Origin of the sequence: Achromobacter sp. JD417, assembly GCF_041879325.1 — a bacterium.
GTDB lineage: Bacteria > Pseudomonadota > Gammaproteobacteria > Burkholderiales > Burkholderiaceae_B > Achromobacter > Achromobacter mucicolens.
Genome location: NZ_CP087159.1, coordinates 4,200,920 through 4,219,315 on the forward strand (window position 1 = coordinate 4,200,920; position 18,396 = coordinate 4,219,315).

The following is an 18,396-nucleotide window of genomic DNA, read 5'->3' on the forward strand; positions in this document are numbered from 1 at the left end:
CGCGCATGAGCCAATCTTTCCTGCAGGTCCAAGGGCTGGGCAAGCGCTACCCGGGGCGCGATGGCCGTCCGCAGCCACCCGTTTTCGAGAACATCGATTTCCAGATCGACAAGGGCCAGTTCGTCTGCGTCATCGGCCACTCAGGCTGCGGCAAGACCACCATCCTGAACGTGCTGGCCGGCATCGACGACAGCAACGAAGGCATCGTCATCATGGACGGCCGCCAGATCTCGGGGCCGTCGCTGGAACGCGGCGTCGTCTTTCAGGCGCACGCGCTCTTGCCGTGGCTGACGGCGCTGCAAAATGTGGAATTTGGCGTGCGTTCGCGCTGGCCCGCCTACAGCCGCGAACAGGTGCGCGCGCACAGCCAGCGTTACCTCGACATGGTCGGGCTGGGCCACGCCGCCGGCAAGAAGCCCTGCGAACTGTCCGGCGGCATGAAGCAGCGCGTGGGCATCGCCCGCGCCTTTGCAATCCAGCCCAAGATGCTGCTGCTGGACGAACCCTTTGGCGCGCTGGACGCGCTGACCCGCGGCGCCATCCAGGACGAGCTGCGCGCCATCGTCCAGGAAACCCGCCAGACCGTCTTCATGATCACGCACGATGTCGACGAGGCCATCCTGCTGTCGGACCGCATCCTGCTCATGAGCGCGGGGCCCTACGCCCGCATCGCCGAATCCGTCACCGTGGACCTGCCGCGCGACCGCACGCGCGCCAGCCTGCATCACGAACCCCGCTATTACGACATCCGAAACCATCTCGTCGACTTCCTGGTCGACAAGGCCATCCACAAGGAGTGAACCACCATGATGTCCCGCGCTGAAGTCACCGAACTCGTCGTCACCCGCAAGCTTGAAAAAAAGCTCTCGTGGGGCGCCATCGCCGAAGCCGTCGGTCAGAGCAAGGAATGGACCACCGCCGCGCTGCTGGGCCAGATGACCATGACCGAGGAACAGGCGCTGGCCGCCGCCCGCGTGCTGGACCTGCCCGCTGACGCCGTCGTGCAACTGCAGGTCGTGCCCTACAAGGGCTCGCTGCCCACCACCGTGCCCACCGACCCGCTGATCTACCGCTTCTATGAACTGATCAACGTCTACGGCACCACCTTCAAGGCGCTGATCAACGAAGAGTTTGGCGACGGCATCATGAGCGCCATCGACTTCAAGATGGATCTGTCGCGCGAGGCCGACCCCAAGGGCGACCGCGTGCAGATCGTGATGAGCGGCAAGTTCCTGCCGTACAAGACGTACTGAAGACGCGCCAGGCGGGGCGGGCCCCGCCTGCGGTTAGCCCTCGGCGGCCAGTTCTTCCCAGCCCAGTTCGCGGGTGCGCTGCAGCGTCACCGTGACCTGGGCTGCCGCTTCGCGCACCGCCTGAACCAGCGTCAGGCCGTTCAGCAATCGCGACGACACGCCCGCCATGAACACGTCGCCCGTGCCGTGCACCGACGGCGGAATGGCGATCTCGGGATGGGTCACCACCGTGACGTCGTCCCGCGTGACCACCACCAATTGCAACGTGCCGGGCGCCGCCGTCATCGGCGCGGCGCTGGTCGCGACGATCCACTGCGTCCCGCGCGCGATCAACTCGCGGGCGGCGGTCACCACTTCATCGACCGACGACAGCGCGCGGCCCACCAGCAATTCCAGCTCAAAATGATTGGGCGTCATGCCCTCGGCCAGCGGCACCAGCAGATCGCGATACTGCGCGACCAGCCCCTCGTCCACGTAGAGCCCGTCATTGCGATCGCCCATCACCGGGTCGATGAACACCCGCAGCTCGGGCCGCGAGGCCCGCACGGCCGACAGCCATCGCGCCAGCAATCCGGCCTGCCCCGGCTGACCCAGATATCCGCAGACCACCGCGCGCGCCACCTGGCTCACGCTACGTTCGTTCAATCCTTGCAACAAGCCCTCGAACCAGTCCAGCGGCACCGCCCCGCCGTGCAGCGTGGGATAGTGCGGCGTATTGCTGAGGATGACGGTGGGCAGCGCAATCGCGCGCAGTCCCGCCTTGCGGAACACCGGCATGGCGGCGTTGTTGCCGACATAGCCGTAGACGACCTGGGACTGGATCGAGACGACATCCACCTGCGCGGTGCGGGCGGGCAGCGCTGCGCCCGGCGTGGGGGCAGCGGGAATTGCGGTCATGAGGATTGCTCCGGGGTGTGGACGGGGTATAGCCGAGCGGGTCAGCCCATGCGGGTGATGAAATAGATCTTCTTGACGAAGTGGTCGACTTCCCAGCGGCCCGTATAGCCTTCGGGCATGACAAAGGCTTCGCCCACGGTCAGCTCGTGCACCGTGCCGTCCGGGTCCACCAGACGCGCGGCGCCTTCGACGATATAGCCGAATTCGATGTAGCCGGTGGTGTTGGACTGGAACGAGCCCGCCGTGCTTTCCCACACGCCGGCCTCGGCCTTGCCCGCGTTGCCTTCAAAGGCGGTCACGGTACGAAACGCGGCATCGCCCGAAATCGGGCGGCGCGGCTTGCCGGGCACCGGGTTCTTCATCGGGCCGGCATCGATGCGGACAAGCCGCGATTGATCGTTTTTCATTGTTGATCCTGTGTCTTTCAATAGCGAGTCAGTGCGCCGGCCCCGAGCGTTCAGTGCGCCGCCACCACCAGCACCTCGGCCATGGCCCGGCTGACGGTGCGCATGCGGTGCGGCAATTCAGAGTCGAAATAGACGGAATCGCCGGTTTCCAGGCGGAACTGGCGTTCGCCCACGTGGACCTCGATGGCGCCTTTGAGCACCAGCAGGAATTCCTCGCCCGGATGCGGAAACACCGCGGCGGCGTCCGGAAATTCGCGCGGCGGATGCACAACGAAAGGCTCCATCGCCTTGACCTTGCGCCGCCCCGCCAGCGACTCGTAATGGTACTCGCTGCCCAGGCCGCGCCGCTGCAGGGCCTCCCGGTCGGCCACGCGCACCACGCTGACCACTTCGTCTTGCGCGGCGCCGTCGTCCCCGACCAGTTGGGACACGCCCACGCCATAGGCCTCGGCCAGGCGCAGCACGGTAGAAATCGACGGCTCGCTCAGGCCCCGCTCCAGCTTGGAGAGATAGCTTTTGGTCAATCCCGTGCGCTGCGCCAGCTGTTCCAGGGACAGGGTTTGCTGGCGGCGCAGGGTGCGTAGGCGGTGCGGCAGGTCGATCATGGGCAGGGAATGCGCAAATACAACCGGCAAGAATGCCCCAAAAGCCCGCCGCCGTCGAGCCGCCCCGCCCTGCTTCGCCTAGCTCAGCACATCAGGATGCGCCCGCAGGGCGCGGCGCGCGTAGTACGAGAACCCCACCTGCGACCGCTTGGGCGTCAGAATCCAGTCGTGCGCCTCGCGGCCCAGTTCCGGCGGAATCGGCTGGATCTTGCCCGCGGCCATCGCCAGCAGCTGCATGCGCGCGGCGCGCTCGAACTGCAGCGCCAGCACGCAGGCTTCTTCCACCGACCCGGCCGCAATCAGCATGCCGTGATGCGACAACAGGATGGCGCGCTTGGATCCCAGCGCCTTGGAAATGATTTCGCCTTCCTCGTTGCCCACCGGCACGCCCGGCCAGTCCTTCAGGAACGCCACGTCGCCGTAGAGCGGGCAGTTGTCCATGTGCGAGACCTCAAGCGGAACCTCCAGCATCGACAACGACGCCACGTGCAGCGGATGCGTGTGGATGATGCAGTTCACGTCCGGCCGCGCGCGGTAGATCCACGAGTGAAAGCGGTTTGCCGGATTGGGCATGCCGCCGCCTTCCTGCACGCGCAGGTCTTCGTCCACCAGCAGCAGGTTGCTGGCCGTGATCTCGTCGAAGCCCAATCCCAAACGCTGCGTGAAATAGCGGTCGGGCGCGTCGGCGCGTGCCGTGATCTGGCCCGCCAGGCCCGAATCATGCCCGCCGTCAAAGAGGATGCGGCAGGTCAGCGCCAGCCGCTCGCGCAAGGTCCATTGCGGGGTGTCGAACTGGCGCTGCATCTCGGCCTGCGCGCGAGCAATCAGTTCGTCCTTTCCCAGGTGCATCGTATCGGCCATCATGTCTCCGTCATGCCGTTTCCATCAACGGCGTAAATCCCGGCAAGGCGCGCATGCGGGCCAGCCAGGCAGTGATGTTCGCAAAGCCGGACAGGTCGTAACCGCCCTCGCCCGCCATGCTCGTGTAGGGGTACAACGCGATGTCCGCGATGGTGGGCGAGGCGCCCACCAGAAACTCGCGACCTGCCAGGTGAGCGTCCATCAGCGCGGCGGCCTTCATGCCCGCCGAGCGCCACGCCACCATGTCAGGATCGTCCGTCTTGGCGGTCTGGCGCAGGTGGATCAAGAGGCGCGGCTGCGCAAACGCGTGCATGTGCTGGGTCTGCTCAAAACTCAGCCAGCTCGACACCTGCGCCTGCGCCAGCCGGTCCTCGGGCAGCCACGACGTGCCCATGCCCAGATACCACAGGATCGCCTGCGACTCCGCCAGCCACTGCCCCTCCGGCGTCAATAGGGCGGGCACCTGCCGCCACGGATTGATGCGCGCAAACGCCTCGGTTTCCAGGTCGCCCTGAACGATGTCGAACGTGCGCCGCTTGACCGGCAGGCCCATCAGCCCGCAGGCCAGCCGGATCTTCCACGCGTTGCCCGACCGCAGCGTATCGGCCAGTTCCAGCGGCTTGCCCGCCAGCGGGTGGGACGCCCCGGTATTCATGCGTAGCTCCTTTCCATATGCGTGTTTCCTAATCCATCTTGATATTGGCGCGCTTCACGATCTCGGCCCACTTGGTCTTTTCGCCGCCGATAAAGCGCTGATATTCCTCGGGCGTACCCGTGTAGAGCTGCGTGCCCTGCGCCGCCAGCCGTTCCTTCAAGTCGGGCAAGGCCAGCGTCTTTTGCAATGCCGCACTTAGCGCGGCCACCACGTCCGGCGGCGTGCCGGCGGGTGCAAAGAACGCATTCCACGAACTGATCTGCAGGCCAGCATCGCCCGCCTCGACGCTGGTCGGCACCGCGGGCGCAGACGGCAGCCGCTTGTCCGACGCCACCGCCAGCGCCCGCAACTTGCCCGACGCGACGTGCGGCATGATGACCGGACTGGCGTCCATCACCACATCCACCTGCTCGCCAATCGCTGCATTCACGGCCTCGCTGCCGCTCTTGAACGGCACATGCACGATGTCCACGCCCGCAGTCAGCTTCAAGAGTTCCAGGCCCAGATGCGGTGAACTGGCGTTGCCGGCCGAGCCGAAATTCAGCTTGGCGGGATTGGCCTTGGCATACTTGACGAACTCGGCGAACGACGCGCCGGGCAAACCCGAACGCACGGCCAGCAAATAGGGCGACCCGGACACCATGCCCACCGGCGCAAACTTGTCCGCGTCATAGCTGAGCTTGGCGTAGATCAACGGGTTCACGACCTGCGTGCCCACTGTCCCCATGAATATCGTGTATCCATCGGCCGGCGCCGTCGCCGCCACCTGCGCCGCGATCACGCCCCCCGCACCGGGCCGGTTCTCGATCACGATCCCCTGCCCTAACACGTCCCCCATTCCCTTGCCCACCTGCCGCGCCACGATATCCGTGATGCCGCCGGCGCCAAACGGCACCACCAGCCGAATCGGCCGCTCCGGAAACGCCGCCTGCGCGTGCCCCGCCAATCCCGCCGCCATTGCCAATGCTGCCACCATGCCCAAGACCTTCATGCCATTCCCCTTGTATGCGCCGTCGCGGCGCTATGACACAAAGTGTCCTATAGAGCATTGATTTTCCGCAAGGGGAATTTGATTAGGGGAAACCTGGGGCGGGGGGAATGGCGTTCGGCAGTTGGCTTTGCCCGGTAATGCCGGCCAATGCGTGGGCGATTCTTGGTCTGTGCGAACGGAGAGCCTGCAGTTGCAAAAGGCCTACTTCGCGATAGGTGCGATTAAATTCGCGCAACGGTCTAAGCCCGCGGATTCGGGCATGGAGGGCTCCGATGCCCCTGTGGTCAGTGGCTGCTACCGGCCAAAAGGAGACAGTTTTCCTGCTCGTCACAGTGCCGGCCAAATGACCGCAATCATCACACGCTGCCAGCCAGCTCGGGCACGAGCTGGAACAGGTCTCCCACCAAGCCGTAATCCGCCACGCCAAAAATCGGCGCCTCGGCGTCCTTGTTGATCGCGACGATGACCTTCGAGTCCTTCATGCCGGCCAGATGCTGGATGGCGCCCGAGATGCCGACGGCCACGTACAGTTGCGGCGCGACGATCTTGCCGGTCTGGCCAACCTGCCAGTCGTTCGGCGCGTAGCCGGCGTCGACCGCGGCGCGCGAAGCGCCCAGCGCGGCGCCCAGCTTGTCGGCCAGCGGATCCAGGATCTTGAAGTTTTCGGCGCTGCCCAGACCGCGGCCGCCCGACACCACGACGCGGGCGCCGGCCAGTTCGGGACGATCGCTCTTGGCGACTTCGCGGCCCACAAACGTGGACAGGCCCGAGTCGGCGACAGCGGCAGCGTCTTCGACCGAGGCGGAACCGCCTTGCGCGGCAACCGCGTCAAAGCCGGTCGTGCGCACGGTGATGACCTTGACGGCGTCGGCCGATTGCACGGTGGCAATGGCGTTGCCGGCGTAGATCGGGCGCTGGAACGTATCGGCGGATTCGACGCCGATGATGTCGGAGATCTGCGCCACGTCGAGCTTGGCGGCGACGCGCGGCGCCACGTTCTTGCCCGAGGCCGTGGCCGGGAACAGGATATGGCTGTAGCTCGAGGCCACGGCCAGCACCTGCGCCGCAATGTTTTCGGCCAGGCCATCTGCCAGATGCGGGGCATCGGCCAGCAGGACCTTCGCCACGCCGGCGGCCTGGGCGGCCTGGTCGGCCACGGCGCGCGCGTTGGCGCCGGCGACCAGCACGTGCACGTCGCCTCCGATCTTGGCGGCGGCGGCGATGGCGTTCAGGGTTGCGCCCTTGAGTTGAGCGTTATCGTGTTCGGCAATAACCAGCGTCGTCATGATCAGACCACCTTCGCTTCATTCTTGAGTTTGTCCACCAGCGCCGCGACATCGGCAACCTTGATGCCGGCCTTGCGGGCGGGCGGCTCGCTGACCTTCAGCGTCTTCAGGCGGGGTGCCGGATCAACGCCCAGGTCTTGCGGCGTGACGGTGTCCAACTGCTTTTTCTTGGCCTTCATGATGTTCGGCAGCGTGACGTAGCGCGGCTCGTTCAGGCGCAGGTCGGTGGTCACGATGGCGGGCAGCTTGAGCGACAGGGTTTCCAGGCCGCCGTCGACTTCGCGCGTCACGGTGACCTTGCCGTCGGCCAGTTCGACCTTGCTGGCGAACGTGGCTTGCGGCCAGTCCAGCAGCGCGGCCAGCATCTGGCCCGTCTGGTTGGCGTCGTCGTCGATGGCTTGCTTGCCCAGAATCACGAGCTGGGGCTGTTCCTTATCGACCAGCGCCTTGAGCAGCTTGGCGACAGCCAGCGGCTGCAGTTCGGCATCGGTCTGGACCAGCACGCCGCGATCGGCGCCGATGGCCATGGCGGTACGCAGTGTCTCCTGGCATTGCGCAACGCCGCAAGAAACCGCCACGACTTCAGCGACCGCGCCCTTTTCCTTCAGGCGGGTGGCTTCTTCGACGGCGATCTCGTCAAAGGGGTTCATGGACATCTTCACGTTGGCGATATCCACGCCGGTCTGATCAGACTTGACGCGCACCTTGACGTTGTAGTCAACGACGCGCTTGACAGGTACCAACACCTTCATGCAATAGCTCCTACTCTCATGAAATGCCGGATCGGGCTTACGCCGCCTCTTCCTTCCATTCCGACTGCAGCGCAGCCTGGATCTCGTTTACCGTCTTGGTCAATATCTCGACCTTTTCCCGCAGAAAGCTGCCCGCGAAACGCTTGCGCAGGGCAGAAATACTCAACGCGCCTACCGGCATGCCGTGCTGGTCGCAGATGGGCATGGCCATCGACAGGATTTCCTGCACTTCAAGTACCTCATTGATGAAGTACCCCTTCTTGCGCACATGCGAGATATGGCCCCACATGGTCGCCGTGTTGAACCGGGGATAGTCCCGGCCGAGACGATCCTTGTTGGCCTGGTAAATGCGCTCAATCTCGTCATCGTCCAGGCAGCTCAGCAACGCAACCGCGCCACCGCCCACATTCAGCGGGCGGTGCCTGCCTACGTCGGTCACGAACGCCTTGACGGGATACGCGCCTTCCGCGCGCGCCGCACAGACGCCATCGAAACCGGAGCGTATGGTCAGGAACACGGTGTCGCCCGTCGCTTCGGCCACGCGCTGCAGATACGGGCGGCATACATCCCGTAGATCGAATCGCGGCGCCGCCGCCAGGCCCATCTCATAGACCAGCGACCCCAGGTAGTACTTCTTGCTGCGGGCGTCCTGGCGCACTAGGCGCTCGGTCACCAGCGCCTGCAAGATCCGGTGCGCGGTCGGGCGAGACAGATCCGCCGCCTTGTACAGATCCACAAGGCGCATTCCCAGGCGGTTGCGCGTGGTGATCAGCGTCAGCAGCTTCGCGCAGCGATGGATCATCTGCGTGCCGGTGCGTCCTTCGTCGGTCAATGCATTATCCTCGAACCTTGCATTCATGGCACTCTCCTGAATCTCACTTTGTAGACTTCTAGATGTGGTCAAAACCTATCCACCCCCTAGATAATGGACGAACGATATTAAGTTTTAAAGAAATAGTCCACATTGAGGGAGATTTATCAGGTGACAACCGATACCTTGGACACCAGCACCGCCGGCATCTCGGCAGTGGCGGGCATAGGCCACACCGATTGGGTGGGAGACTACAAGCGCGTGCGCAACGGCGAGAAGCCGCACGATTCCTACGGCTACGCGGCCCTCGCGTTCAAGCGCGCGCTGGACGACGCGGGCATCTCGCGCGATGAGGTCGATGGCCTGATCGTGGGCCCCACCACCGCCTATGAGCGCATGGGCGAGATCCTGAACATCGACCCCCGCTGGGGCGGTCAGGCCGATGCCGTGCAAGCCGTGTTCCAGGCCGTCATGGCGATCAAGTCCGGCATGGCGGAAGTCGTGGCGCTGGTCTATGGCAACGACCAACGTTCGGCCGCTGTCCAGTACGGGGGACCTGAGGCGATGGGCGGCGGTTCCTTCCTGTCCTACGTCTATCACAGCCCCTGGGGCCTGACCTCGCAGGGCGCCCTGTATGCGCTGATGTTCCAGCGCTACAAACAATTGCACGGCATCGGCGACAGCGATCTCGGGCAGGTGGCCGTCGGCCAGCGCCAGTGGGCCAGCCTGAACCCGAACGCGATCATGCGCAACAAGCCGCTCAGCCTGGAAGACTACCTGGCCGCGCCGTACATCGCGGAACCGCTGCGGATGAACGACTACTGCCTCATCAACGATGGCGGCGTGGCCCTCATCATCATGGAAGCGAGCCGCGCCCGCCGCCTCGGCCACGACAAGGCGGTGACGATCCACGGCCTGGGCCGCAGCGACCTCAACCACAACGCCACCAGCCTCGGGCCGCGCCTGATGGACTTCTATCTGCCGGCGCAACGCGGCGCCGCCGAACAGGTCTATGCCGCCGCCGGCATCGGCCCCAAAGATATCGACGCCCTGCTGGTGTACGACAGCTTCAGCCCGCACATCTTTTTCGCGCTGGAAGGATTCGGCTTCTGCAAGCCCGGCGAAGCCGCCAAATTCATCGCCGAAAACGGCATCGGCGTGGGCGGCAAATTGCCCGTCAATACGCACGGCGGCCACATCTCGGAGTCGTACATGCAAGGCTGGAACCACCAGATCGAAGCGGTACGCCAGGCTCGCGGCAACGAGGGCAAGCGGCAAGTGCCTGATTGCCGCTACGTGCAGTATGTTTCGGACGTGGCTGGCAAGGCAATGTCCATTATTTATGGACAGTGAAGGAGGTCCGGATCATGAGCAAATCGCCCCGCTTGTACTCTCCCTATGATGCCCCCATGTGGGAGAGCATTGCCGAAGGCCAGATGAAGTTGCAGCGCTGCACCGAGTCCGGCACGTTCCGCTATCCGCCGGGCCCGATGTGCCCCGTCAGCATGAGCATGGAATATGAATGGACGCCGATCTCGGGCAAGGCCAGGATCATCGCCTGGACGGTCTTCCATCGCCAGTACCTGCCGGCCTACCCCGCGCCCCATCTGGTGGTTGCCGTGCAGCTCGAGGAAGGCCCCATCATGGTGTCGTACATGGACCACGCCGAACTTGAGCAGATCAAGCTGGATGCGCTGGTCACGATGATCTACGCCGACCATCCCGATGGCTACCGCGTGCCGAAGTTCACGCTGAACTAATGGTGCAGCCTTAAAAGCCACATGCCCGCCGCAAGGTTTGACCGTGCGGCGGGCATGTTTTCTTGAGGGGCCTTCATCGACCCGGAAGAAATTCCGAGATCAGGTCGATTCCCGCAGAATGGCGCTCAGGCGCTCCACGTGCTGGCTCAGTTGGCGCGAGCGATCAGCGTTGAAGTTGAAAAACGACGATGCCAGCGCCTGCTCGCGGCTGGCCCCCGACACGCCCTCCAATCTGTCGGGCACGCCCAGCTCCCGCATCAAGCCTTGCAGCGCCTCGATCACGCAGTCGGGCCGGGCGGTATCGGCCGCGGACACACCCAGCGCCCGTCCCATCTGCCTGACCGCATCCGGGCACAGCTCGGCGAAGTGGCGGATCGCGGGACCGGTCAGCACGACATGGGTCGAGCCCTGGTCCAGATGTGGCACGGCATTGAACAGCGCGGCGCCCAAGGCATAGACGGAACGCGCCACCCAGTGCGCATCGAATGGCTGGCCGCCATCGTCCTCGTCCCGGTTCTGCAACAAGGCGGCGGCGCACATGTCCAGGCGGGCCTGCGCGTCCAGGGGATCCGTCATGCGCGGCAAGGCCGAACGCGACAAGGTATAGGCGTGCAGCCGCGAGGCCTGGACCAGCGGGTTGGCCTGTTGCACCGCGCCGATGTTCATCAGGGCGCGCCAGAACACGCCCAGTCCGGTGGACAGCGCCAGCGATGGCGGCGCGCTCGCCAGGGCCTGCTCATCCCAGAAGATCGCTGCGGGCCGCGTTTTGGGATCGAAGAACTCCAGGCGCGGGCCGCCATGACTGCGCCGCAGTGCCGCTCCCGCCCGGTTCTGGGCCGAGGTCGCGGCGGTAAGCACATTGATGATCGACGGCTTGGGCTGCCGCAGCCGGGGGCTGACCGGCGCTCCGATCTTGGGATACCGGGTGGCAAGCGCGGCGAGATTTCCGCCCTCGCCCAGCGCCATCGCGATAACACGCGCTCCCTTGAGCACGCTGCCCGCCCCGATAGCAATGAGCAGGTCAGCTTGGCACGCGCTGGCCTGCCGCACCGCCTCCTCCACGTCTTCCAGCGGGGCATCCTTGCCCATGCCGGCATAGGCCCCGGCGTAGCGCTCGCCGAGCAGGTCCCGGATCCGGGCAAGCAAGGGCGTGCGAGTGGCCACGCTGTTGCCGCAAACGACAAAGGCGCGTCGCGCGCCTAGCCGTTCGACCTCGCGGGGGAGCAGGCGCAGCGCGTCCTCCCCCGCGTGGACCCGGACTCCAGGAGCAATCGAAGAAAACTTCTCCATGCGCTCCCCCTTGTTGGTCAGACGGCGGGAATGCCGCCGCGCAACAGTTCGCGCGCCACGACCCAGCGATGCACTTCGCTCGGACCTTCCACGATGCGCATGACGCGGCACATGCGCGAGATGTACTCGAGCGGCAGTTCCTTCGAAACGCCCATGCCACCAAACAGCTGCATGGCGCGGTCCACCACCCGGGTAATCATCTCGGTGCCCTGCACCTTCACCATCGAACCGTCCAGGCGCGAATCCTTGCCGGCGTCCATCTTCCAGGCCATTTGGTAGACCATCAGACGGACCATCTCGATCTCCTGGTAGCTGTCGGAGATCCACCATTGCACGGCCTGGCGGTCGGACAGCGGGGCGCCAAAGGTCTGGCGCGTGTTGGCCTGCTCGATCATCATGTGCAGGCAGCGCGTGGCCAGGCCCAGGCAACGCGAGGCGATCTCAAGCCGGCGCACGCCCAGGCGCTTGGACAAAGGCGCGAAACCAGCGCCGACTTCGCCCAGCACCTGGCTGTCGTCCAGTTCGACGTTGTCGAACACCACCTCATAGGGATGGTATTCCCCGATCATGGGGAACGAGGTCGGGATGGTCACGCCCGGCGTGCCCTTGTCGACCAGGAAGGCCGTGAACTTGGAGCGCTTTTCGGCCGTCGCGTCCGTCACCGCCATCACGATCATGAAATCGGCGCGGCGCGCGCCGCTGATCCACAGCTTGGTGCCGTTCAGAACCCACTTGCCGTTCTTTCGTTCGGCCCGGGTCTTGATGGCCGCGGCGTCGGAGCCCGCGCCCGGTTCGGACAAGGCCAGGCAGCTCTTCTTCTCGCCGCGAGAATAGGGCAACAGATAACGGTCCACCTGTTCGCCCTTGCACAGTTCCTTGAGCATGAATAGATTAGGGCTTTCCGGCGGCAGCACGAACGGCACAATGCTGTTCTTGAGCTGCTCGATCACCAGGCATTTGGTCAGCATGCCCAAGTCCTGGCCGCCGAATTCCTCCGGCACATCGATGCCCCAGAGGCCGATATTGCGCGCCTTCTCCTGCAGGGTGGCTTCCAGCTCGGGCGGAATGATGGGAGCGTCGGTGAAGCCGCGCTCGGCCTCGCGGCGGATGATCAAGGGCTCGTGGGGAACCAGTTCTTCCTGAACGAAGCGAGCCACGGTATCGCGCACCATACGCGACGATTCCGGCAATTCAAAATCCATATTCTTCTCCTGATGTTCTTTGCTTCAGCGGCCCTGATAGACAGGCGAACGCTTTTCCTGAAAGGCGCGGCGCCCTTCGATGCGATCTTCCGTGTCGCGCAGCAGGCCAAATACATAGCGCTCATTGTCCAGCGCGGCGGGCAAGGGCATGTCCGCGCCACTGACGACCAGACGCTTGATGGATCGCACCGACAGCGGCGCGTTCTGCGCGATGCGGCGCGCAATCGCCTGCGCGGCCGGCAGCAATTCCTCGCGGCTGACAACCTTGCTGACCAGGCCAATGCGCAGGGCTTCGGCGGCGTCCACTCGATCGCCTGTGAGCAGCATCAGCATGGCATTGGACGAACCGATCGCGCGTGGCAGGCGTTGCGTTCCGCCTGCGCCCGGGATGCTGCCGATGCGCACCTCGGACAACGCGAACACTGCGTTGTCCGACGCCACGCGGATGTCGCAAGCCAGCGCCAGCTCCATGCCGCCGCCCATCGCATAGCCGTTGACGGCGCAGATCAGGGGCTTGTCTGTATCCAGACCCGTCAGCAGGTGGTCGGAATAGGCTCGGCCGAACGTCAGTTCAGCGAAGCTCTCCTTCGGCGGCATGGTCTTCTTCAGGTCGGAACCCGTGCAGAACGCTTTTTCTCCGGCGCCGGTCAGGATCACGACGCGGATGTCATCGTCTTCCTTGATGCGCTTCCATGCGGCGTGCAGCTGCTCGCGCATCTCGGGGTCGATGCTGTTCATCGCCTCGGGGCGGTTCAAGGTCAGCGTGGCGACATGGTCCTGGACCACAATTTCCAATGCCATGGTTTTATCCTTTTCGATATGGTTTCGTTCGGCGCGGTGCTCAGGACAGAACGCCTTCGGCGCTCAGTTCCGCGATCTCGGCGTCGTTCATGCCCAGCAGATCCCGGCAGATCTCGGCCGTATGCTGGCCAAGCAGCGGCGCAGGCAAGGACGGCTCGGAATGCGCATTTGAAAAACGGTAAGGCGGCGCGTTGTAGGTGCTGGGGCCGACTTCCAGATGGTTGAGAATCACCCAATGGCGGCGATCTTCCAGTTGCGGATCGTTCACCACGTCGCGCGCGTCATAGACTGCGCCCGCCGGCACGCCGGCGTCCTGCAGCGCCTGCATCAGCTCGCCCATGTCCTGCGTCGCCGTGCGCCTGGAGATCTCGGCATCGATCGCCTCGCGATCCTGCAGCCGGCCAGCCATGCCAGACCACCCGGCCTGCACGGAAAGGCCCAGCACCGACGCCAAGCTTTCCCATTGCGCGTCATCGCAGACCTCGATGGCGATCCAGCGGTCGTCGCCGGCGCAGCGATAAACACCGCTGGGCGCATGGCCCGGCCGGGCGTTGCCCTGGCGCGATTCAATGACGCCGTTGACCATGTAGTTCATCAGGGACGGCCCGATGAACGCCAGGGTGGGCTCCATCTGCGCCAGGTCGATGAACTGGCCGCGCCCGGTGCGGCGCTGATGGCGCAACGCCGCAAGGATCGCGAAGGCCGTGTGGCCCGGATTCGGGATGTGGTCGGGATAGTTGGTGCCGGTGCCTGCGGGCTCGCGGTCCGGCAGCCCGGTCATGTGCTGCAGGCCGGTCAGCGCGGCGATGGTGAGTCCGTAGCCCAGGTCTTTCTTTTCCGGTCCGTCGGCGCCCTGCATGGACATCGATGCATAGACGATGCGGTCGGACAGAGACCGGGCCACGTCGTAGCCCAGGCCCAGCTTGTCCATCACTCCGGGAGTGAAGTTGTTCGTGACGAGATCGGCATCCGCGATCAGGCGCTTGGCCATGTCCAGGCCGCGCGGATCCTTGACGTTCAGCGTAATGCTGCGCTTGCTCGAATTGCGGTCCGCGAAATAGCCGCTCCGGTTGACCCCGGGCACGCTGTCCTTGAACGGCTTCGTCACCCGCAGCGTATCCAGCCGCTCGGAGGACTCGATCTTGATCACGTCTGCGCCCAGGTCAGCCAGGATCTTTGTCGTATAGGACCCCGCGCCTATCCACGAAAAATCAATAACGCGTACACCTGCCAATAAAGATCTCATCGCACAGCCCCCTGCCGCCGCAGCGCTTCCTGCTGATCCTGGCTGTAGCCGGCCCAAGCCAGCACATCCAGGGTGTGCTCACCGAGTTGCGGCGCACGTTTGCGCAGCGACCACGGCGTTTCGGACAATTTGTATGGCGCGCCCGGCATGCGCAGACGGGTGCCGTGCGCGTCGTCCACTTCCACGAAATAGCCGCGATGCTCGCGCTGCGGGCTCTGGCTGATATCGCGGGTATCGCAGATGGGCGCCAGAGGAATGCGGCGTTCGCGCCCCTTGGCGTGCAGCTCGGCCTTGGTCAGCGAGCGCGCGTACGGCGTGAATATGCGGCCAAACAGCTGCTTGGCCCCATCGGTCACGAGGAAGGTCTGATCCAGCCAGCGCGGTTCGCGAAACTCCTCGGCGCCAGCCACGCCCTCGGAGATCAGCCAGTCGGTCGTCACGGCCCAGAACTTATTGCTGCCCACGCCGCCCGCCATCAAGTAGATATAGCCGTCCCGGCATTCGAACACCCCGGTCCCTGCCAGACGCTGCGTACCGGCATTGCGCTTGCGGATGGAGCCTTCCAGGTCATAGAACTGGACGGCGTTCTCCATCCCCAGCACCACGCATTCCTGCATGGATACATCCACGTGCTGGCCGGCATTGCACGCTTCCGCGTCGTACACGGCCGCCATGGAGGCCACGCCCGCGAACACGTTGGCCGCGCCTACCGCCTGTTCTCCACAGGCCACCATTGGCGCCGTGTCAGGATAGCCGGCCAGATACATCATGCCGCCCATGCCCATGGCCGTGAGATCGGTCGCCAGCCAATGGGAGAACGGTCCGGACTGACCGAACGCCGTGATGCTGGTCAGCGTGAGTGAAGGGTTGATCTTGTTCAGCTGGGCAAAACCCAGGCCGCGTCGCGCCATGACGCCAGGCTGTTCGCTCTCGATGACCAGGGTTGCCTGGCTGGCCAGCTTGCGAAACACTTCCTGGCCAGCCGCACTGTTCAGGTCGAGCGCGATGCTTTCCTTGTTGGTGTTCTGATACTGGAAGGTCAGGCTGGAATCCAGGTCATCCCTGCCGGAAACCCGGGGCGCTACGTACCTGGTCGGCGCCCCTTCGGGCGGCTCGACCAGGATGACCCTGGCCCCAAGGTCACTAAACAACTTGCCGCAGTAGTTCCCCAGGGGACCCGCGACGTCAAGTACGGTGATGCCCGCCAGCGCGGCGGCATTTGGCGTCGATGTCATGTAAGTGTCCTGCGTTGCTGAGATCGTTTCCTGGCGCAGGCAGCGTTATTGCACGTGGTAGACGCCAGCCTTCTTGGCAACGTCCGCCCACTTCTGCAGGTTCTGCTCGATGTTTTTGCGTTGCTCTATCGGCGTGCTTGCAACCACCTCGTAGCCCAGGCCTTCAAGCTGTTCCTGGCGCTTTCTCAGCGAACGAATGATGGCTGCACTGAGCTTTTCCACGATCTTCGGATCGACATTGGCCGGCATGTTGAAGCCGTACCAAGTGTCGGAGTCATAGCCCTTCAGGCCGATTTCGTCGAGCGTCGGGATGTCCGGAAACTGCTTGTTGCGCTTGGGGCTGCCGATAGCCAGGATGCGGATCTTGCCGGCGGCAACCAGTTCCTTGGCCGAGGCGGATTGCACAAACATCATGCTGGTCTGTCCGCCCAGCAGATCCGTCATTGCAGGTTCCCCGCCGCGATACGGAACGTGGAGAACTTTCACGTCCGCCATGCTCTTGAACAGTTCGCCAGCCATGTGCTGCGAGCTGCCCAAGCCGGCGGAGCCGTAGCTCAGTCCTTCCGGATTCGCCTTGGCGTAGGCGATGAGTTCCTGGGCCGACTTGAATTGGGAATCCGTGCGCACCACCAGCACGATGGGCGCGTTCACCGCGATCGACAGCGGCGTGAAGTCCTTCATTGAGTCATAGTTCAGCTTCTTGTACACGGCGGGGTTCACGGCCAGGATTCCGTCGGTCGTAAAGCCGAAGGTGTAGCCATCCGGCGCCTGGCGGCGGATGAAGTCCGCGGCGATCGTTCCGCCCGCGCCGGGACGGTTCTCGACGATCACCGGCTTCTTGAACTCCGCGCCGAGATCCTGCCCCACCATGCGGGCCAGGGCGTCCGTGCTGGCGCCCGCGACGTACGGCACGATCAGTTTGACGGGGTCCGTCGGGTAGGCGTCGATATCGGCCGCCCCCGCCTGGGCGACGAGCGCCAGGCCAACCGCGCCGAACAGAACCTGGATCCGCTGCTTCATGGAAAACATCGTTGTCTCCTGTTTTCTTGTTGAATTCACAAATCGAATGCGTTTCGCAATTGCGCGCCCTACACGAGCGGCGAAGCGTCCAGATATTAGGGAGACACGCAGCTTCAGGCAACGCTATATAGCCCACTATATGAACTACTTTTTAGCTTATCAGCGACCCACAAAGGATAGGCCTCGTAAACAATCTCACAAGGTAGACTAATTTAGGCACCAGGCGGTGGACGGCAGGCTCCCCCTCGCGCAGAATCGTCGGACTCACGATAAGCACCTTCTCCACGGAAAGAGACATGACCAAGCCCGCCGCCGCCCGCAACCTCCATGTGCTCGTTTCGCCGCATATCAAAGAGACGGGTGGCGAGGCCATCGTCGGACTCGCTGGCGAACTTGGCGTTGAGGTCACGCTGATCGCGGCCACGTCCGAACTCACGGAACAGGCGCTGGCCGGCATTGATGCCGCCTTTTTCAGCCGCGACATCCATACCCTGCCGGGACGCCCGCCCTCCAACGACGCAACGCGTCTGTTTTTCCGCATGCTCGATGCCTGCACCGGGCTGCAATGGCTGCATATTTTTTCCGCCGGCTCGGACAGGCCGAAGTACAAGGAATTCCAGGCCCGCGGCGTCTCGGTTACCACCAGCCCGGATGCCAGTGGCCATGCCGTCGCCACGAGCGCCCTGGCCGGCATCCTGGCGCTGAACAAGCAGCTCCCGTGGCACTACGCCAACCAGCTGGCGCACGCATGGCGCGCCGTGCCCGATGAACGCTGCCCGCTTGCGCTCGACCGCCAGACCGCCGTGCTCATCGGCACGGGGCACATCGGCGCCGCGTTGGGCAGATATCTGCAAGCCCTCGAACTGCGCACCATCGGCATCAACCGCAGCGGCAAGGCGGTCCCTGGTTTCGATGAAACCCTGCCGCAGTCCGCGCTCGACAGCGTTATCGGCAAGGCCGACTGGCTGGTCATCTGCTGCCCGCTGACCGACGAAACCCTCAACCTCGTCAACGCAGACAGGCTAGCCGCCCTGCCTCCGACGGCGCATCTGATCAATGTCGGACGAGGCGGCATCGTCGATGAACAGGCCCTGCTCCAGGCCCTGCGCGACAAGCGGATCGCCGGGGCCTGTCTGGATGTATTCGAGCGCGAACCTCTAGCGCCCGAGTGCGGCTTCTGGGAACTGGACAACGTCATCGTCACGCCGCATTCCGCAGCCCGCATTGCCGACTTCGACGAACGGGCCTTCGCCTGCTTTCTAGACAACCTGCAGCGCTGGCTGAGCAAGCAGGCACTGCGCAACGTCGCGGCATGAAAACGGCC

At 64.4% G+C, this 18,396-nt stretch carries 20 protein-coding genes; 5 read left to right on the forward strand and 15 right to left on the reverse strand.

The window, feature by feature from the left end; translation table 11 throughout:
• Nucleotides 1-5: 5 nt before the first annotated feature.
• The gene (locus LN047_RS19355; RefSeq protein WP_063954410.1) at nucleotides 6-800 is read left to right on the forward strand and encodes an ABC transporter ATP-binding protein; all 795 of its coding nucleotides are present in this window, start codon (nucleotides 6-8) and stop codon (nucleotides 798-800) included.
• A gap of 9 nt (nucleotides 801-809) precedes the next feature.
• Nucleotides 810-1,253 (forward strand): cyanase, encoded by a 444-nt coding sequence (cynS, locus tag LN047_RS19360; protein WP_105241620.1) that lies wholly within the window; start codon nucleotides 810-812, stop codon nucleotides 1,251-1,253.
• A gap of 33 nt (nucleotides 1,254-1,286) precedes the next feature.
• Here the strand turns inward: cynS and pdxK are convergent, their stop codons facing one another.
• The 9 genes from pdxK to LN047_RS19405 all read right to left on the reverse strand — a co-directional run bounded on the left by pdxK (nucleotide 1,287) and on the right by LN047_RS19405 (nucleotide 8,566).
• Nucleotides 1,287-2,150 carry a pyridoxine/pyridoxal/pyridoxamine kinase gene (gene pdxK, locus LN047_RS19365; RefSeq protein WP_373979906.1) on the reverse strand — a complete coding sequence of 288 codons (864 nt, stop codon included), beginning with the start codon at nucleotides 2,148-2,150 and terminating at the stop codon, nucleotides 1,287-1,289.
• Between the two features lie 41 nt (nucleotides 2,151-2,191).
• Nucleotides 2,192-2,557, reverse strand: a complete 366-nt coding sequence (locus LN047_RS19370) for a cupin domain-containing protein (protein WP_056323113.1) — start codon at nucleotides 2,555-2,557, stop codon at nucleotides 2,192-2,194.
• 50 nt (nucleotides 2,558-2,607) lie between these two features.
• Nucleotides 2,608-3,162: a helix-turn-helix domain-containing protein gene (locus tag LN047_RS19375; protein ID WP_056323110.1), complete on the reverse strand. Its 555-nt coding sequence runs from the start codon at nucleotides 3,160-3,162 to the stop codon at nucleotides 2,608-2,610.
• Between the two features lie 78 nt (nucleotides 3,163-3,240).
• Nucleotides 3,241-4,023, reverse strand: a complete 783-nt coding sequence (locus tag LN047_RS19380; RefSeq protein ID WP_056324545.1) for an aldolase — start codon at nucleotides 4,021-4,023, stop codon at nucleotides 3,241-3,243.
• Between the two features lie 10 nt (nucleotides 4,024-4,033).
• Complete coding sequence (locus LN047_RS19385; RefSeq protein ID WP_373979907.1) at nucleotides 4,034-4,678, reverse strand: glutathione S-transferase family protein; 645 nt, start codon at nucleotides 4,676-4,678, stop codon at nucleotides 4,034-4,036.
• A 28-nt stretch (nucleotides 4,679-4,706) separates the two neighbouring features.
• Nucleotides 4,707-5,669, reverse strand: coding sequence for a Bug family tripartite tricarboxylate transporter substrate binding protein (locus LN047_RS19390; RefSeq protein ID WP_373979908.1), 963 nt, complete (start codon nucleotides 5,667-5,669; stop codon nucleotides 4,707-4,709).
• A 356-nt stretch (nucleotides 5,670-6,025) separates the two neighbouring features.
• Nucleotides 6,026-6,955 carry an electron transfer flavoprotein subunit alpha/FixB family protein gene (locus tag LN047_RS19395; protein WP_373979909.1) on the reverse strand — a complete coding sequence of 310 codons (930 nt, stop codon included), beginning with the start codon at nucleotides 6,953-6,955 and terminating at the stop codon, nucleotides 6,026-6,028.
• Between the two features lie 2 nt (nucleotides 6,956-6,957).
• A complete protein-coding gene (locus tag LN047_RS19400; protein WP_056322273.1) occupies nucleotides 6,958-7,707 on the reverse strand; it encodes an electron transfer flavoprotein subunit beta/FixA family protein in 750 nt (249 codons plus the stop codon).
• A gap of 37 nt (nucleotides 7,708-7,744) precedes the next feature.
• Nucleotides 7,745-8,566: an IclR family transcriptional regulator gene (locus LN047_RS19405; protein ID WP_373979910.1), complete on the reverse strand. Its 822-nt coding sequence runs from the start codon at nucleotides 8,564-8,566 to the stop codon at nucleotides 7,745-7,747.
• Nucleotides 8,567-8,689: 123 nt separating this feature from the next.
• Between LN047_RS19405 and LN047_RS19410 the strand changes: the two genes are divergently transcribed.
• Both LN047_RS19410 and LN047_RS19415 read left to right on the forward strand, forming a co-directional pair.
• A complete protein-coding gene (locus LN047_RS19410) occupies nucleotides 8,690-9,871 on the forward strand; it encodes a thiolase family protein (RefSeq protein ID WP_373979911.1) in 1,182 nt (393 codons plus the stop codon).
• Nucleotides 9,872-9,885: 14 nt separating this feature from the next.
• The gene (locus LN047_RS19415) at nucleotides 9,886-10,278 is read left to right on the forward strand and encodes a Zn-ribbon domain-containing OB-fold protein (protein WP_373979912.1); all 393 of its coding nucleotides are present in this window, start codon (nucleotides 9,886-9,888) and stop codon (nucleotides 10,276-10,278) included.
• A 99-nt stretch (nucleotides 10,279-10,377) separates the two neighbouring features.
• Here the strand turns inward: LN047_RS19415 and LN047_RS19420 are convergent, their stop codons facing one another.
• The 6 genes from LN047_RS19420 to LN047_RS19445 are packed head-to-tail and all read right to left on the reverse strand — an operon-like array spanning nucleotide 10,378 to nucleotide 17,081.
• On the reverse strand, nucleotides 10,378-11,568 hold the full coding sequence (locus tag LN047_RS19420) for an iron-containing alcohol dehydrogenase (RefSeq protein ID WP_373979913.1): 1,191 nt from the start codon (nucleotides 11,566-11,568) through the stop codon (nucleotides 10,378-10,380).
• Nucleotides 11,569-11,585: 17 nt separating this feature from the next.
• A complete protein-coding gene (locus LN047_RS19425) occupies nucleotides 11,586-12,770 on the reverse strand; it encodes an acyl-CoA dehydrogenase family protein (protein ID WP_373979914.1) in 1,185 nt (394 codons plus the stop codon).
• Nucleotides 12,771-12,794: 24 nt separating this feature from the next.
• A complete protein-coding gene (locus tag LN047_RS19430) occupies nucleotides 12,795-13,571 on the reverse strand; it encodes an enoyl-CoA hydratase/isomerase family protein (protein WP_373979915.1) in 777 nt (258 codons plus the stop codon).
• 40 nt (nucleotides 13,572-13,611) lie between these two features.
• On the reverse strand, nucleotides 13,612-14,817 hold the full coding sequence (locus LN047_RS19435) for a CaiB/BaiF CoA transferase family protein (RefSeq protein WP_373979916.1): 1,206 nt from the start codon (nucleotides 14,815-14,817) through the stop codon (nucleotides 13,612-13,614).
• On the reverse strand, nucleotides 14,814-16,052 hold the full coding sequence (locus LN047_RS19440; protein WP_373979917.1) for a CaiB/BaiF CoA transferase family protein: 1,239 nt from the start codon (nucleotides 16,050-16,052) through the stop codon (nucleotides 14,814-14,816). The genes LN047_RS19435 and LN047_RS19440 overlap by 4 nt, the downstream gene beginning before the upstream one ends.
• 45 nt (nucleotides 16,053-16,097) lie before the next feature.
• The gene (locus LN047_RS19445; protein WP_373979918.1) at nucleotides 16,098-17,081 is read right to left on the reverse strand and encodes a Bug family tripartite tricarboxylate transporter substrate binding protein; all 984 of its coding nucleotides are present in this window, start codon (nucleotides 17,079-17,081) and stop codon (nucleotides 16,098-16,100) included.
• Between the two features lie 287 nt (nucleotides 17,082-17,368).
• Here LN047_RS19445 and LN047_RS19450 point away from each other — a divergent pair, with 287 nt between their 5' ends.
• Entirely contained in the window at nucleotides 17,369-18,388 is a 1,020-nt protein-coding gene (locus LN047_RS19450) for a D-2-hydroxyacid dehydrogenase (protein WP_373979919.1), read from the forward strand.
• Nucleotides 18,389-18,396: the final 8 nt, after the last annotated feature.

What these genes read in the sequence shown, in the direction of transcription:
- LN047_RS19355 (WP_063954410.1), top strand. Translation starts at nt 6, where the DNA reads ATGAGCCAATCTTTCCTGCAGGTCCAAGGGCTGGGCAAGCGCTACCCG.
- cynS (WP_105241620.1), top strand. Translation starts at nt 810, where the DNA reads ATGTCCCGCGCTGAAGTCACCGAACTCGTCGTCACCCGCAAGCTTGAA.
- pdxK (WP_373979906.1), bottom strand. Translation starts at nt 2,150, where the DNA reads ATGACCGCAATTCCCGCTGCCCCCACGCCGGGCGCAGCGCTGCCCGCC.
- LN047_RS19370 (WP_056323113.1), bottom strand. Translation starts at nt 2,557, where the DNA reads ATGAAAAACGATCAATCGCGGCTTGTCCGCATCGATGCCGGCCCGATG.
- LN047_RS19375 (WP_056323110.1), bottom strand. Translation starts at nt 3,162, where the DNA reads ATGATCGACCTGCCGCACCGCCTACGCACCCTGCGCCGCCAGCAAACC.
- LN047_RS19380 (WP_056324545.1), bottom strand. Translation starts at nt 4,023, where the DNA reads ATGGCCGATACGATGCACCTGGGAAAGGACGAACTGATTGCTCGCGCG.
- LN047_RS19385 (WP_373979907.1), bottom strand. Translation starts at nt 4,678, where the DNA reads ATGAATACCGGGGCGTCCCACCCGCTGGCGGGCAAGCCGCTGGAACTG.
- LN047_RS19390 (WP_373979908.1), bottom strand. Translation starts at nt 5,669, where the DNA reads ATGAAGGTCTTGGGCATGGTGGCAGCATTGGCAATGGCGGCGGGATTG.
- LN047_RS19395 (WP_373979909.1), bottom strand. Translation starts at nt 6,955, where the DNA reads ATGACGACGCTGGTTATTGCCGAACACGATAACGCTCAACTCAAGGGC.
- LN047_RS19400 (WP_056322273.1), bottom strand. Translation starts at nt 7,707, where the DNA reads ATGAAGGTGTTGGTACCTGTCAAGCGCGTCGTTGACTACAACGTCAAG.
- LN047_RS19405 (WP_373979910.1), bottom strand. Translation starts at nt 8,566, where the DNA reads ATGAATGCAAGGTTCGAGGATAATGCATTGACCGACGAAGGACGCACC.
- LN047_RS19415 (WP_373979912.1), top strand. Translation starts at nt 9,886, where the DNA reads ATGAGCAAATCGCCCCGCTTGTACTCTCCCTATGATGCCCCCATGTGG.
- LN047_RS19420 (WP_373979913.1), bottom strand. Translation starts at nt 11,568, where the DNA reads ATGGAGAAGTTTTCTTCGATTGCTCCTGGAGTCCGGGTCCACGCGGGG.
- LN047_RS19425 (WP_373979914.1), bottom strand. Translation starts at nt 12,770, where the DNA reads ATGGATTTTGAATTGCCGGAATCGTCGCGTATGGTGCGCGATACCGTG.
- LN047_RS19430 (WP_373979915.1), bottom strand. Translation starts at nt 13,571, where the DNA reads ATGGCATTGGAAATTGTGGTCCAGGACCATGTCGCCACGCTGACCTTG.
- LN047_RS19435 (WP_373979916.1), bottom strand. Translation starts at nt 14,817, where the DNA reads ATGAGATCTTTATTGGCAGGTGTACGCGTTATTGATTTTTCGTGGATA.
- LN047_RS19440 (WP_373979917.1), bottom strand. Translation starts at nt 16,052, where the DNA reads ATGACATCGACGCCAAATGCCGCCGCGCTGGCGGGCATCACCGTACTT.
- LN047_RS19445 (WP_373979918.1), bottom strand. Translation starts at nt 17,081, where the DNA reads ATGTTTTCCATGAAGCAGCGGATCCAGGTTCTGTTCGGCGCGGTTGGC.
- LN047_RS19450 (WP_373979919.1), top strand. Translation starts at nt 17,369, where the DNA reads ATGACCAAGCCCGCCGCCGCCCGCAACCTCCATGTGCTCGTTTCGCCG.